Source organism: Marinobacter litoralis, from assembly GCF_003336705.1.
GTDB classification, from domain to species: Bacteria; Pseudomonadota; Gammaproteobacteria; order Pseudomonadales; family Oleiphilaceae; genus Marinobacter; species Marinobacter litoralis.
Genome location: NZ_QMDL01000001.1, coordinates 462,442 through 476,041, shown reverse-complemented (window position 1 = coordinate 476,041; position 13,600 = coordinate 462,442). Strand labels below are relative to the sequence as shown.

Genomic DNA, 13,600 nt, shown 5'->3' with positions numbered 1-13,600 from the left:
GATTCATGGCAACACCCGGTTTCTTTCAGCGCCAGGCCAATGCCCGGCGCAACACGAGCCTTCTGGTTGTTTTGTTTCTGACAGCCGTCGTGCTCATCACACTGGCGGTATGCCTGGTCGGCTACCTCGTTACCCGCAGTGAAAGCTCCCCCCTCCCCTTTCATCATTGGCTTTTATCGTCGCACGGCATGACCACGGCTGCGGCCGTCGTAATCTTGATCGGAATTGGTTCGTTGGTCCGTTGGGCGGATCTGGCCGGAGGCGGCTCACGCGTTGCGAAAATGGTCGGGGCACGGCTGATCGATCCGGATACCCGCGATCCCGACGAACGCAAGCTGCGTAACATTGTCGAAGAAATGGCAATTGCCAGTGGCGTGTCTGTGCCCGAACTTTACGTGATGGACGGTGAAACCAGCATCAACGCATTTGTGGCGGGTTACAGCCCGGGTGAAGCCGTGATGGTGGTCACCAAAGGGGCTCTGTCGCAACTCGACAGGGACGAACTGCAAGGCGTGGTGGGCCACGAGTTCAGCCACATTCTAAATGGTGACATGCGCCTTAACGTACGGCTGATTGCCATTCTTGCGGGCATCCTGATGATCGGCCAAATTGGCCAGTTCCTCCTGCGAGCGGGCTTCTACGGCAGCGCCACACGTAGCCGAAACAGCGACAATCGCGCGCAATTCGCCATGGGCGTTCTGGGCCTGGTTCTGATGATTATCGGCTACGTAGGCGTTTTCTTCGGCCGCCTGATTCAAGCGGCAGTGTCACGCCAACGGGAAATGCTGGCAGACGCGTCTTCGGTACAGTTCACCCGAAATCCGGAAGGCATTGGCGGTGCATTGTTCAAAATTGGCATGGCCAGCGCGTACCTCGACACCACCAGCCACGCCAGCGACATGAACCATATGTGCTTTGGTGAGTCTGCCCGCATGAAATTCAGCTCGCTGCTGGCTTCACATCCGCCCGTCAATGAACGCATCAACGCCATACAACCCGGATTATTAGCGCGGCTTCGAAGCCGTTTGAGAGATACCGAGCCGAGTGCCAGGCTACAAACAAACACCCCGCAGCCCGAGGCAGTTCAATTCGCCGATCTGGCCAATCAAGTTGCAGGCCCTGCACATGGCACACCGGGTGCCCGACTCTCTCCGTTACGGTCATCCTTCATCGAAACCGCGCCGCAGCCAGCCACCCAGCTGTCCACTCGGGTGGGCACCGTTACGCCACAAAGCGAAGCCTTTGCCGCCGACCTCTTGCAGCAACTGCCGGCCACTTTTCGAAACCTGCTCTACACCCGGGCCGGCGCTATCCAGCTGTGTTACGGCTTGCTGACGTACCACCTCCCCGTTAACGAACGCGAGCGCTGTTTAGCACTTTTGCCCGAACACACGCTGATGGGGGAACAGCAGGACATACTGGCCAAGCTGCACCCCACTCTTGAAACGCTGGGTGAAGCCGCCCGATTCCCGATTCTCGAATTGGCAATGCCGGCACTCAGAAAGTTAGATGCCGACGAACGCCGCCTACTCCTGAGCAACGTCCAAAAACTGGTCGCTGCCGATAATCGGCTGAGCCTATTCGAACTGGCATTGAACACCTTCCTGAACCGGCACCTGGCTCCCAACGCAGAACAGGCGGTGCCGGTAAGGCACAGGAACTATCGCTCGGTAAGGGCTGACATTGAATGTGTTGTCGGGCTATTCGCCCGCGCTGGCTCCCATTCCCAGAAAGAGGCAGCCAAACTCTACCAGGAAGCCATCGCAGGCTTCTTCTCTCAGCCAAACCAGCCTCCGGCTTCAACAGTCTCTGTCAAAGAGCTACAGGCCGCTCTAGCCTCTCTGAGCCGATTGTCGCCCTTATTGAAGCCCGGCATCATCGATGCGTGCGGTCACTGCATTGCGCATGACGGCAAGGTGGAGGTTCGGGAATACGAATTGATGAGGCTGGTAGCCGATCAACTGGATTGCCCTATGCCGCCACTGTAAGTGTTCGGGAAACCATAAGCGGCGCTGTTTCGACATTTTATAACCATGTAGGCACACCCTGAGGGCTACTGATAGGTTTGCCATTAAACAAAAGCGAACATTCAGGGCTTGAAAGGCAGCGTGGGATCCAGGCTGCCTGTGTGCGATTCGGAAGGCTATTCTCTAACCGAACTTTGACCCATCACCAGTGGCTGGAATAGCCCTTGTCATCGCTTCGGCAGCGAATCATCAATGTTTATGATTCGGCGGTCGTAGAAAAAATGACTGCTGGGCTGGTAGCTCTCCGGAAGGGTGTGGTCGTGAGTTTTCAGAACCAACAGTTGTGAGACCAGCTTCCAGCCCATGGCGTTGGTGTTGTACAGCACCTCGCCGCAATCAGAGCAAAACACCCGCGTCATGCGTTTGGTGGGGTGCTGAAAGAATTTCACCGATTCCGCTCCCTGGGTAACCTCTACCTGCTCTGACTCCCACGCCAGAACGGAGTGATAGGGCACCTGAAGCAGGTCCCGGCAGTCTTCGCAGTGGCAGTACCCATGCACCTTCGGGGCTCCGGTCATGGTGACTCCCACCGCGCCGCAATCGCAGTGGACGGAGTGTTTCTCTGTCATGACGTTGTCCTCACGGTTTGTCTTCCACAATAATCGCGATCACGCTGTCATCTCCGACGTTGGTTACCCGATGGGGCCAGGCCTGATGCCACATCACATGGCCGTCTGGGACTTTTGCTTCCAAGGTGTCGCCATTAAGCGATTCAATGCTTAATTGGCCGCCCTTTTGGAAGTAGACGGTCTCATTGTGGTGCCGATGCATGGCGTCGGATTCACCGGGCCCCAGCACCATTTTTAGCACTAGAACCTGATCGTTTTCCTTTAGCACGGTGTAAAAGTCAGGAGACGTGACATGGGCAGCCTGATGAGGCTCTTCCTCTGCCGTGACAACACCGGTCATCGATACCAGCATCCCTAAAAGCAGCAGTCTTGAATGTGTTCTGAGTGACATCATCGGCTCCTGAATTATCCCGGAATGTGGGTGTCGAGGTGCTTGGAAAAGCGTTGGAAGTCGTCTTCCACTTGGGGGTTTTTCATCACGTCGTAGCAGGCGAAGGTTTCCAGCGGTTCCATCGCAAAGAAACGGAAGTTCATGTGCATGGGGAACAGTAGGTCATCCACGCTTTTGCCTTGGAACAGGTATTCGTTCGGATCGTCGAACGATTCTTTTGGCGCGTTGAAAGTCAGTGAGATCAGGTACTTTGTGCCTGCCAGGGTGCCGCCGGAGCCGTAGTTCGCCTTGGGCGCTTCTTCCGTGCGACCATCTCCATTGCACAGAGCGCCACCCATGCCGGCGGTGTACACCTCATCCATGTATTTCTTGAAGGTCCAAGGTACGCCCATCCAGTTTACCGGGGTCTGCAAAAGCACGATGTCCGCCCATTGGTGGTTTTCCAGTTCCTGGTCCACGTCCCAACCTTTATCCACCTCCACGATTCGAGTTTGATGACCTTTAGCGGTTAGCAGTTCGTCGGCCATCTGCACCAGGGTGCCATTCAGTTTGCCCTCAGCGAACGGATAGTGATGATGGGCATTGATGATAAGAACGTTGCTCATGAGCGTCTCCGATTTTTCAGTTTGTGAGTAACTTATCCATTACTGGTATACTATGGTTACCTGTAATGACGAATCAATTAGTATACTTTTAGTAACCTTCTAATTTTTTAGGGTGAGATCATGGGAAGCCATGTGGAAACAGACGCTCAAGGCCGAAAAACGGCCATCAATGTTTGCCTAGAACCCTGCTCCATTGAGCGGGGCATGCGAGTCATCGGCGGCAAGTGGACCGGGTCTATCATCTTTCATCTCAAAGATGGGCCGGTGCGCTTCAATGACTTGGCTCGCATGCTGGGCGGAGCTAGCAAGAAAATGATTGATCAACGGCTGAAGGAGCTGGAAGCGCGACAGATGGTAGTTAGGAAAGTAATCAACGACCGGCCAGTGGCGGTAACTTACGAGTTGACCGACTTCGGGCGTAGTGCATTGAAGATTCTTGATGAATTGCGGGTGTGGTCAGAACAGAACGACATTCAGTAATGGGTCTTAAAAAACCTAAAGGAGTACTTTGTTTCGAATGTTCGCTTTGCGACCAAAACGGCCAACCTCAACATCTTGAAGCCAACCCCGAACACGAAAAAGGCCAGCTCCCGGCACGGCTCGCAAGCCTTCAAGTGTGCCGGGAACTGGCCCCTTTCTTACCGGATCAGCGTTTAATAGCGACGCCCATCAAACAGCATTTCCACCGCAGGTTCGGCATCGGGCTCCGGTAAGCCCAATTTCTCTCGGACCTCCAGATTCACATCCCACAGGCGGTTGAACTTCTGCAGAGTCGCTGCTGCCGCATCTTGCTTTCCAAGCATGATGGTCGGGCGTAGGAACACCAGCAAATTGCGCTTCACGCGAGTTTCACTCTCAGACGAGAACAAACGGCCCAGATACGGAATGTCGCCCAACAGCGGCACCTTACTCTTGTTGACCTGATAGTCGTCTTTGATCAACCCGCCCAGTACAACGGTTTCGCCGTCGTCTGCCAGTACCGTGGTTTTGATCTCCCGCTTATTGGTAATCAAATCGGAGGCTCCGGCTACTGTCGTCGCCGAAATATCCTCGGTTGTCTGTTCAACCACCATGCGTACTAAGCCGTCTGCACTGATGGTCGGAGTCACCTTCAGTGACAGGCCCACGTCTCGGCGTTCTATGGTGGTAAACGGGTTGGTTGTGCCATCGCCGGTGACGGTAGATTGCCCGGTACGGAACGGCACGTTCTGGCCCACGATGATTTCTGATTCCTGGTTATCGAGAGTAATGATACTCGGCGTAGACAACAGGTTTGCCGCCGACGCTGAGGACAATGCCTGAATCAGCACCCCCCACGTAATTCCGTTCTCGTCACGGTTGCCCGCACCAATGGTGACACCCGAACCCAGTTGCGGCACCACGTCGCCAACCAACGCCCCAATCACAGAATTCAAGCCAACCATGCCCGAACCGCTGGTCAGGTTAGTGCCCAGTACTGGCAGAGCCGACGCGGATTCGTCGCCAGCGGCCAGTTGCACACCTAGCTGGTCGCCCAGCTCATCACTGATCTCAACAATCGCCGCCTCGATCATCACCTGAGCACGGCGAACATCCAATTGAGAAACGATCTGTTCCGCTTCTTGCATCAAGGAAGGGTCGCCGCGAACCACCAAGGCGTTCAAACCTTCATCTGCGAAAACAGCAAAGTTGTTGTTCGGGTTTCCTGCACTGCCACCGGTACCGCCAGAGCCTCCACTTTCCTTAATGGCTTCGCCCATGACTCCTTTGAGTATTTCAGTCAGGGTTTTCGCATCGGCGTGGCGCAGGCGGATCACCTTCGTAGTACCGCCACTTGCGGAAGGTTGGTCCAGCTTGCGAATCAGCACACGCATCTTTTCACGGAAGACTTCGTCACCGCGTAGGATCAGGCGATTGCTACGTTCGTCGGCGGTCACGTTGTACTTTTTGGCGACATTATCGTTGCCCGCACGACCCAATTCACTCGGTGCCAATTCCTGCAGCAACTTCACCATGTCGCCAACCCAAGCCTCCCGCAACTGGATAACTTCTACCTCCGAACGGGAAGGACTGTCGAGTTCACGAACGATCTGTTCAATGCGCTGAATGTTGGAAGAGTGATCACTAACGATCAAAGCATTGGCCGCCGCTACGCCGGCCAGGTGCCCGTATTTAGCCACCAATGGACGAAGAATCGGCACCAGCTCCAGGGCGTTGGCGTTATCAATCTGGATAACCCGGGTAATCAGCTGTTCGGAGGGCGTTGTATTGAATCGATCCAGTATTTCAGCGGATTGTTTGGCATCCACCTGCTGCACCACTTTTACAACCTCTTCACCTGGAATGGCGGTAAAGCCGTGCACGTTCAGAACCGCCAGAAAGAGATCGTAAATTTCGTCTTTGTTCATCGGTGCGCTCGAAAGCACCGTGACTTTACCTTTAACCCGCGGGTCCACCACAAAACTGTAGCCTGTGATGTCGGCAACTTGCGTTACGAAGGCCCTGATATCTGCTTCCTTGAGATTCAGCCTCCAGGTTTCCTCCTGCGCCTGTGCCACGGCCATTAACGGCAGCAGAAGAACAAATAAGAGAGCCCTGAGGATGTTTGTTTTATGGTTATACATCTGGCGGTTTCGTCCTGTATTGAATTACCCGATCAGTTGCGCCATTGCTCGGGAATGGCATAGCTGACCGTAAGTAGACTTCCGTTACGTTCTATTTCTATATCCAGCCGTGGCTGGCTGCGCCATTCGTCAAACAACGCTTTATCCTGTTCAAAATCGCCCAATCGCTGGCCATTCAATGCAGTGATTACGTCACCGGGCTTCAGGTTAACGGCGTTCAGCATGGCATTCGAGCCATCGTACACGTATCCGGATTGGCCGTTGTCGCCTGCCAGGCTCAACCCATAAGCCCGGAGCGCTGCGGCGCCCTGAGTATCAAGCTGAGCCTTGGCGCTGGCCAGAAATCCATCGGGAGAACCGGCGGGCGGAGATTCTTCCTCCGGCGTTTCTGCCACAATCCCGTCAACACCGAGTACCTCTTCAAAGGCCAGCGATTCGTATCGCCCACCTCGCCTGATTAAAATCCGCGTTGGCTCAACTTCGGCCAGCTCCGCGTTACCCGGCAGCCTATCGCCTACTCGGTAGTATTCCGTTTCTCCATTGCTTCCGGCAACTATAGCACCGGAGTCTTCCGGGCGCTGCCCTATCAGCACACCTTCCAAACGCAACCGCAGGCCGGTTTCAGGGGCTGTCTTTCGAATAACATCCGCTACACCGGCCTGAGACTCAGACCGGCCAAACAATTCATAGCCAGCTATTGGCGCCAAACCCTTACCCTGCAAGCCACCCTGTGCATCCGATACTTGCCCATACAATTCAGGCACAGGCCGCTCTGGCCAGGTATACAACCAGGCAATCCGGGCAAGCTCCACCCCCAAATACATGACCAAGGCGACGAGCAGTATATTCGCCAATGCTCGAGACACCCGCTCTTGCGATTTCACGGACAATACTGACACGTTACAAACCTCCCGGCAGAAGAGGTTGCTTAACCCGGAAAACCACATCACCTGGGCGACTGTTCTCAGACCAAGGCTGTTGTGCCAAATCAACCATGCGCTTGTACACGCGAATTTCCATCATGCCGTTCCAGAGAATACTTGCATCCGCCGCAGGCCCGTCACCGCCCTGCTCCGAAACATCCAAAGCGACACCGCCATCTACGGTATCCAAACTGGCCTGCATTGGCGGGAACTGAGCCTGCCCGGTTTGGTTTCCCATTGGCCAGGTGACCATGCCACCATCCCAACGCCCTATGCCTTCGGCGTGTTGCAACCGTTCATTAGCCCAACGCAGGTTCAAATGGTCAATGGCCACCTTGCCCTCTATCATCGCCCCACCGCTTTGGCGGATCAGATCTTTAAATTCTGCAACGGTCACAACGCCGTCGGCCTCTACTTCAAATTTGCCTGACCAACCGCCAATGGCAACGCCTTGCAATCGGGATTGCGAGGAAGAAACTGTGAATGCGACCGGAAGGGTCAAGTCCGTAAGCGAGGGCCAATCCAGTTGCCACTGAAGCCGTGCGGGAAACCCCGCTAACTGCACGTTCGCTGCGCCACCCCACAGACTACCGGACACTTGACGAATTTGTACCTGAGGCGGAAGGTCGATCTGGCCGGACACCTGATGCCAGGCCCAGCCAATCGGCATCCGAATAACAAGCGTCACCGCAAAGACAAACAGCCCAAGTAGCAACAGCAAGATGAACTTGCCGGGGCGAAAAAAAGCTTTTGGGGTATCTTCACTCATTGCATCGTGCACATTTGTAAGCCGGTTGCCGAGTCTAACAAACACAATTGCCAAGCGCATGATTAAAGCAACAAAAAACCCCGCGTGGATGTGATCCAGCGCGGGGTTTTCTATACAAACCAAAAAAGAGCAAAAAACTGAACTTTGTTATGCGTCAATTCTCGCGAGCAGAAACGATTACCCCCAGCCCGAATTTCAGGAAAATTTGAGGCCTACCGGGCCCAGCAAGGCGGCTATTGTCTTTTTCTTCGGACTTGCTTTTGCGAACCTCAACCCGGGCTCGCTGCCCTTTGAAAAACGAATCACCGCAGTGTCGTGCAAATAACTTTGTATGACCTTCCACGGGCCGCTATTACCTTGCCTCGGCAACAAATGCCTGGCCCTCGCCACATACCCCGACTGCAAGTCTAGAAACGGCGCATCAGAGTATTCATCGCACCGGGCTTCGGGGACGCAGTAAGGGATTCCTTGTTTATCCATATAGTTGATCAGGCGACAGCAATACTCAGCTATCAGATCGGCTTTTAACGTCCAGGATGAGTTGGTATATCCAAACGTCATAGAGAAATTCGGCATGCCGCTGACCAAGGAGCCTTTATAGATCAGACATTCACCGATATTCACAGGTTGTCCATCGACGACAGGCGTGACCCCTCCGAATATTTTCATATCCAATCCAGTCGCTGTAACAACCATGTCGGCTTGCAGCACCTTACCGGATTTCAGTCGAATCCCTTGCTCGGTAAAGCTGTCGATATGATCAGTAACCACAGAAGCTTGTTTTTGCTTCAACGCTTTGAATAAATCGCCATTGGGTACCGCGCACAACCTTTCATCCCACGGATTATAGTGAGGTGAGAAATGAGTCATGTCGAAATCGCTGCCTAGCTGGCGCTTGGCGGCCATTAGCAGAAGTCGTCTCACCGCCTTGGGCCTCTGTTTGGAAAGCCGGTAAACGCCAAGCTGGACAGCAACGTTTCTTGCCCGAGCCAATTTATAGACCAGCTTCTCAGGCAAGACCTTTCGCAAGCCAATAGAAATATGATCTTTCTCCGGGACAGCAGCCACGTAGCTAGGCGACCGCTGTAACATCGTGACATGTTCCGCTTGGCCACTCATCGCAGGCAATAAGGTTACGGCCGTGGCTCCACTCCCAATAATGACGACCCTTTTATCTTTGTACTGAATGTCATCCGTCCATTTCTGGGGATGAACAACCTCCCCCTTAAACTTTTCAATGCCCGGAAACTCAGGCGTATAACCCGCCTCGTAGTTATAGTAACCCGTACAACCCATCAAAAAATTGCACGTAAAAACATGCTCTTCGTTGCTATCGTTCAGAATGGCAATAACTTTCCATTGCGCTTGCGCACTATTCCACTCGACACGAACAACCTGCATTCCATAGGTGATTTGCTCAGTGATGCCGTATTCGCGAGCGGTCTCCTTTATATAGTTCAGGATCGAAGCGCCGTCGGCAATGCTCTTCTCACTTGTCCATGGTTTAAAGCTATAGCCCAGCGTGAACATGTCGGAGTCTGACCGGATACCTGGATAGCGAAACAGATCCCAAGTGCCGCCCATAGACGATCGACTTTCCAAGATCGCGAATGTCTTTTGGGGGCAATTTCTTCTCAGATGAGCAGCTGCCCCTATCCCAGACAAGCCGGCCCCTATGATCAATACATCAACGTGCTTACTCATATTATCTCCGCGCCAACTGGCCCATTACAGAATTACCCTCCGCAGCCATCACTTCAGCCAGAGGGAACAGAAACTGTAGATAATGCTACACTGACCAATGTAACGTTGTACAGGTGATTAATTGGTGCACATAAAAAATCAACGCCATTTGGAGGCTAATATGAGTCAGCCAAACAAGAACACACCGATGTTAATGCCAACAAGACGCGATATTCAGTTCGCCTTGGACCCAAAGATTATTAGTGAGTGGCACTATTCTGGCGGCCCGGTTTTCACGACGTTCCTCAATATTTTTTCAACCATTCTTCCTGTCGGTGAGCGATTCTTTATCGATAGCGTTCGAGCCTATCGGGACAAAATTGAAGACCCTGAGTTAAAAAAAGCCGTCACAGCCTTTATTGGTCAAGAGGCGATGCATGGTCGTGAACATGAGGAGTACAATTCCGCGTTCTTAGCCAAAACACCGGCTGCCAGAACGTTTGAATGGGGAGTGACCAAACTGCTGAAAAGCGCGACCAAACATGCACCCAAATCTTTCGGACTTTCATCGACGATCGCTCTGGAACATTTTACGGCCCTGTTGGCAGACGGAGTGTTATCCGATCCACTTGTCACAGAAGGCGCGGATCCGCAATATGCCGCTTTGTGGCGCTGGCACGCTCTTGAAGAAACCGAGCACAAAGCCGTTGCTTATGACGTTTGGGATGTCGTCATGGGGAAAGGCGCAGGAGCCTACCTAGGCCGAAGTGCCGGCTTCGTTACGGCGACCGTGATTTTTTGGGGGTTAACGATTCCTGCGTTTATTGCTGCATTGCGCAATGAGGGGCAAATCACCAACTGGGACGGCTGGAGGAACTTTTTCAGATACACGATGGGAGATATTGGATTACTGCGCCGTCAAATCGGCAATTATCTGGATTACTTTCGACCCGACTTTCACCCGTGGGATCACGACAACCGCGAGTATCTGGAGCAAATAGATCAATTTCTTACTGACCAGGAAGGCTTAGCCGCCTAATTATGAAATACTGGAACGCGGACGGTAACCTCTACTTTCCGCGTTCTTCTTCAACGTTGCTATTTCGCGGTGAAAGCCAGCGACTTTTCCACCAAGGCTTGATACGAAGCCGGTAACGCTCTCGCCATAACGTCCAACAGCTTGGCATCAGGCCCTATCAGTATTCTGCGCTGGTTCTTCTTTACACCGTTCAAAATGACTGACGCCGCTTTCTCGGGCGTGGTTATGAAAAGACTCTCGAACTGATCGCGCATCTCCTCAGCGCTGGCTTGCTTGGCAATACTCTCCACGCTTTTGTTCATTCGCGCATTTTTGGCGATGTTGGTTTTAATACCGCCTGGATGGACGCAGCTCGCTGACACCCTCCCTTTTTCCAGATCCAGCTCTTGTCTAAGCGATTCCGTAAATCCCCTCACTGCAAACTTTGAAGTGTTGTAAGCGCTTTGTGTGGGCTGCGAGAACAAGCCAAACACACTTGAAATATTTACCACATGCCCTTCTTCACCCGACGACTTTATATAGGGCAAGAAAGCCTTGGTACCATATATCACGCCCCACAAATTAATATTCAGGATCCATTCATAATCTTCCAACGGGGTTTCTTCAACGGTACCACCCATCGCCACACCGGCATTGTTAAAAATCAGATTTACCTTACCGTGATAATCAACAACGTTGTCGGCCCACCTTTTCATCGCCGCATGATCAGACACATCCAGTACGTCATGACACACTTTGACATCGAACTGTTTCAGCTCAGATACCGTTTTCTTCAACCCGACGGAGTCCACATCACTCAACGCGAGGTGGCATCCTTCCTTGGCAAGGGCTATAGCAAGGGCTTGTCCAATACCAGACGCCGCTCCAGTGACGGCCGCCACTTTATTTTGCAAACTTTTCATTGAGAAAATCTCCGATAATTATGAATTAGACTGATTTTGGAGGGGGACGTAAGCACATCGAGCGGCCCACATCCTCACAAGAAAACCTCAACATCTTAGACATCGAACAGTGTAACATAGAATGGTGACTAAATTAGTCAAACACCATGCCTTCTACCTACAAGTGACTTGCCCCCAAGTCATCCGGCCAACACCACCTTTACCGGAACAGCGCCCGTCAAGGCGCTACGCGCCATGCCTACCGCAACCATCTAAAAATCCCATGCCTATTGATCAACCCACCACTTATTGTTACATTCTACAATGTATCAATAAATGAAGAGTTCAAAGCATGAACGAAAGCAGCCAATTCATCGAGAACAAAGGGCTTCGCCTCCATGTCCGCGAGTGGAACAGAAATGCCGATACGACCATCGTACTTGTCCACGGCTATCCCGATTGCAGCCATATTTGGGACGCCACAATAAGCGAGCTTGCTAAACGCTTCCATGTCGCCGTGTACGATGTTCGCGGTGCGGGGAAATCCGACGCCCCCCACCGCACCAAGAACTATACCCTGGAGCATCTAACCGATGATTTTCGTGCCGTTCTCAGCGCAGTTAGCCCCGAAAAGCCTGTGCATCTTGTTGGCCATGACTGGGGCTCAATACAAGGCTGGGAGTTTGCCACTCACCCCAACCTTCAAGAGCGCATAAAGTCATACACCTCAATTTCAGGCCCCAGCCTGGACCACGTTGGCCATTGGTTAAAACAAGGCCTAAAAAGCGGAAAACCAGCCCAAATTAACAAAATAGCCAAACAAATTGCTCACTCATGGTACATCGCTGCGTTTCACCTTCCCGTTTTGGCCCCCACGTTATGGAAATCGGGATTGGATAAACTTTGGCCTCGCTTGCTCCAGCACGTTGAAGGTATTGAAGAATGCCCGCCTTTTGACAGTCAGCGGAAAGATGGCGCGATGGGAGTTCACCTGTACCGCGCCAACGTAATCCCGCGAATCACCTCGCCACAAGAGAAGTCCACACAACTTCCCGTACAACTTCTTGTTCCAAAACGAGACAAATTTGTAACCCCAATGCTATTTGAAGACTTGCATAAGTGGGTTCCGCGTCTTTGGTGCGAAGAAATCAATGGCGGACACTGGATACAGGTTAGCCATCCGGAGGTTGTAGCGAATCGTCTTTGTCGCTTTGTTGATTTCATTGAATCCGGCGCAGCCGATAGCGATGCCCCATCCGGACTGGATCGCCACCGCGTTCAAGGAACGCGAAAAGTATTCAGCGGTAAACTGGCGGTTGTGACCGGAGCAGGAAATGGCATTGGACGAGAGACACTGCTCGAGCTCGCTAAAGCGGGCGCAGATGTCATCGCAATCGACATTGACACTGATGCCGCTGCGCGCACCGCTGAACTCGCAGGCCTTCTCGGTGCTCGAGCAACGAGCTATACCATGGACGTAGGAATCGCCGGTAGCTGGGATAAACTCGCACGCGAGCTAGCCAAAAAAGAACAAGTCCCCGATATTCTGATCAACAATGCCGGCATCGGGATGGCAGGCCCCTTTTTGCAAACCAGCCGCGCAGACTGGAGACGGATTCTCAATGTGAACCTCTGGTCTGTCATTTACGGCTCTCAGCTCTTCGGAAAACAAATGGCCGAAGCGCAAAACGATGGCGTTATTATCAACGTCTCGTCTGCAGCAGCGTTCTCACCTAACCGATCCATGAGCGCCTATTCCACCACCAAAGCCGCGGTTCGCATGCTTTCTGACTGTATGCGAGCCGATCTTGCCCATCACAGCGTCAGAGTCATCACTGTATGCCCGGGCATTGTGAACAGCGGAATTACTGATCGGACACGATTTGTGGGCAAAAGCTCCGAAGCTGAAAACGAAGACCGAAACCGGGCATCGAAGTTGTATGCCCGTCGAAACCTCAGCCCCGCTGCCGTCTCCTCCAGCATCATTAAGGCATTGATAAATGACCAAGATGAGGTGCTGGTTGGCCCGGAAGCATACGGCCTGAACCTCATCGGGCGGGCCTCTCCGTCACTGAGCCGCTGGCTGGCAAAGCTAGAGCTCGCTTAACAA

The 13,600-nt window shown here is 52.9% G+C and carries 12 protein-coding genes; 4 read left to right on the top strand and 8 right to left on the bottom strand.

All coding sequences use genetic code 11. The annotated features are described in order from the left end of the window. The first annotated feature begins 5 nt into the window (after positions 1-5). Positions 6-1,988: a M48 family metallopeptidase gene (locus DOQ08_RS02145; protein ID WP_114333255.1), complete on the top strand. Its 1,983-nt coding sequence runs from the start codon at positions 6-8 to the stop codon at positions 1,986-1,988. A gap of 206 nt (positions 1,989-2,194) precedes the next feature. Here the strand turns inward: DOQ08_RS02145 and DOQ08_RS02140 are convergent, their stop codons facing one another. Genes DOQ08_RS02140 through DOQ08_RS02130 form a run of 3 tightly spaced genes read right to left on the bottom strand, consistent with a single transcriptional unit; the run spans position 2,195 to position 3,592 of the window. Further along, positions 2,195-2,596 (bottom strand): GFA family protein, encoded by a 402-nt coding sequence (locus DOQ08_RS02140; protein ID WP_114333254.1) that lies wholly within the window; start codon positions 2,594-2,596, stop codon positions 2,195-2,197. Between the two features lie 10 nt (positions 2,597-2,606). Then, positions 2,607-2,987: a cupin domain-containing protein gene (locus DOQ08_RS02135; RefSeq protein WP_114333253.1), complete on the bottom strand. Its 381-nt coding sequence runs from the start codon at positions 2,985-2,987 to the stop codon at positions 2,607-2,609. A gap of 14 nt (positions 2,988-3,001) precedes the next feature. Next, entirely contained in the window at positions 3,002-3,592 is a 591-nt protein-coding gene (locus DOQ08_RS02130) for an NAD(P)H-dependent oxidoreductase (protein WP_114333252.1), read from the bottom strand. Between the two features lie 120 nt (positions 3,593-3,712). On the opposite strand from DOQ08_RS02130, the gene DOQ08_RS02125 reads away from it, so the two are divergent. Then, positions 3,713-4,072 (top strand): winged helix-turn-helix transcriptional regulator, encoded by a 360-nt coding sequence (locus tag DOQ08_RS02125; RefSeq protein WP_114333251.1) that lies wholly within the window; start codon positions 3,713-3,715, stop codon positions 4,070-4,072. 173 nt (positions 4,073-4,245) lie between these two features. On the opposite strand, the gene gspD is transcribed toward DOQ08_RS02125, so the two are convergent. The 4 genes from gspD to DOQ08_RS02105 form a co-directional block, all read right to left on the bottom strand. Then, the gene (gspD, locus tag DOQ08_RS02120) at positions 4,246-6,195 is read right to left on the bottom strand and encodes a type II secretion system secretin GspD (RefSeq protein ID WP_114333250.1); all 1,950 of its coding nucleotides are present in this window, start codon (positions 6,193-6,195) and stop codon (positions 4,246-4,248) included. 32 nt (positions 6,196-6,227) lie between these two features. Continuing rightward, positions 6,228-7,094, bottom strand: coding sequence for a type II secretion system protein N (locus tag DOQ08_RS02115; protein WP_114333249.1), 867 nt, complete (start codon positions 7,092-7,094; stop codon positions 6,228-6,230). Position 7,095: 1 nt separating this feature from the next. Next, positions 7,096-7,887, bottom strand: coding sequence for a type II secretion system protein N (gspN, locus tag DOQ08_RS02110; protein ID WP_114333878.1), 792 nt, complete (start codon positions 7,885-7,887; stop codon positions 7,096-7,098). A gap of 195 nt (positions 7,888-8,082) precedes the next feature. Beyond that, a complete protein-coding gene (locus DOQ08_RS02105; protein WP_114333248.1) occupies positions 8,083-9,591 on the bottom strand; it encodes a flavin-containing monooxygenase in 1,509 nt (502 codons plus the stop codon). A gap of 160 nt (positions 9,592-9,751) precedes the next feature. On the opposite strand from DOQ08_RS02105, the gene DOQ08_RS02100 reads away from it, so the two are divergent. Beyond that, a complete protein-coding gene (locus DOQ08_RS02100; RefSeq protein WP_206074761.1) occupies positions 9,752-10,609 on the top strand; it encodes a metal-dependent hydrolase in 858 nt (285 codons plus the stop codon). Between the two features lie 59 nt (positions 10,610-10,668). Here the strand turns inward: DOQ08_RS02100 and DOQ08_RS02095 are convergent, their stop codons facing one another. After that, positions 10,669-11,511 carry an SDR family NAD(P)-dependent oxidoreductase gene (locus tag DOQ08_RS02095; protein ID WP_114333247.1) on the bottom strand — a complete coding sequence of 281 codons (843 nt, stop codon included), beginning with the start codon at positions 11,509-11,511 and terminating at the stop codon, positions 10,669-10,671. Positions 11,512-11,842: 331 nt separating this feature from the next. Between DOQ08_RS02095 and DOQ08_RS02090 the strand changes: the two genes are divergently transcribed. After that, the gene (locus tag DOQ08_RS02090) at positions 11,843-13,597 is read left to right on the top strand and encodes an SDR family oxidoreductase (RefSeq protein ID WP_114333246.1); all 1,755 of its coding nucleotides are present in this window, start codon (positions 11,843-11,845) and stop codon (positions 13,595-13,597) included. Positions 13,598-13,600: the final 3 nt, after the last annotated feature.

What these genes read in the sequence shown, in the direction of transcription:
- DOQ08_RS02145 (WP_114333255.1), top strand. Translation starts at nt 6, where the DNA reads ATGGCAACACCCGGTTTCTTTCAGCGCCAGGCCAATGCCCGGCGCAAC.
- DOQ08_RS02140 (WP_114333254.1), bottom strand. Translation starts at nt 2,596, where the DNA reads ATGACAGAGAAACACTCCGTCCACTGCGATTGCGGCGCGGTGGGAGTC.
- DOQ08_RS02135 (WP_114333253.1), bottom strand. Translation starts at nt 2,987, where the DNA reads ATGTCACTCAGAACACATTCAAGACTGCTGCTTTTAGGGATGCTGGTA.
- DOQ08_RS02130 (WP_114333252.1), bottom strand. Translation starts at nt 3,592, where the DNA reads ATGAGCAACGTTCTTATCATCAATGCCCATCATCACTATCCGTTCGCT.
- DOQ08_RS02125 (WP_114333251.1), top strand. Translation starts at nt 3,713, where the DNA reads ATGGGAAGCCATGTGGAAACAGACGCTCAAGGCCGAAAAACGGCCATC.
- gspD (WP_114333250.1), bottom strand. Translation starts at nt 6,195, where the DNA reads ATGTATAACCATAAAACAAACATCCTCAGGGCTCTCTTATTTGTTCTT.
- gspN (WP_114333878.1), bottom strand. Translation starts at nt 7,887, where the DNA reads ATGAGTGAAGATACCCCAAAAGCTTTTTTTCGCCCCGGCAAGTTCATC.
- DOQ08_RS02105 (WP_114333248.1), bottom strand. Translation starts at nt 9,591, where the DNA reads ATGAGTAAGCACGTTGATGTATTGATCATAGGGGCCGGCTTGTCTGGG.
- DOQ08_RS02100 (WP_206074761.1), top strand. Translation starts at nt 9,752, where the DNA reads ATGAGTCAGCCAAACAAGAACACACCGATGTTAATGCCAACAAGACGC.
- DOQ08_RS02095 (WP_114333247.1), bottom strand. Translation starts at nt 11,511, where the DNA reads ATGAAAAGTTTGCAAAATAAAGTGGCGGCCGTCACTGGAGCGGCGTCT.
- DOQ08_RS02090 (WP_114333246.1), top strand. Translation starts at nt 11,843, where the DNA reads ATGAACGAAAGCAGCCAATTCATCGAGAACAAAGGGCTTCGCCTCCAT.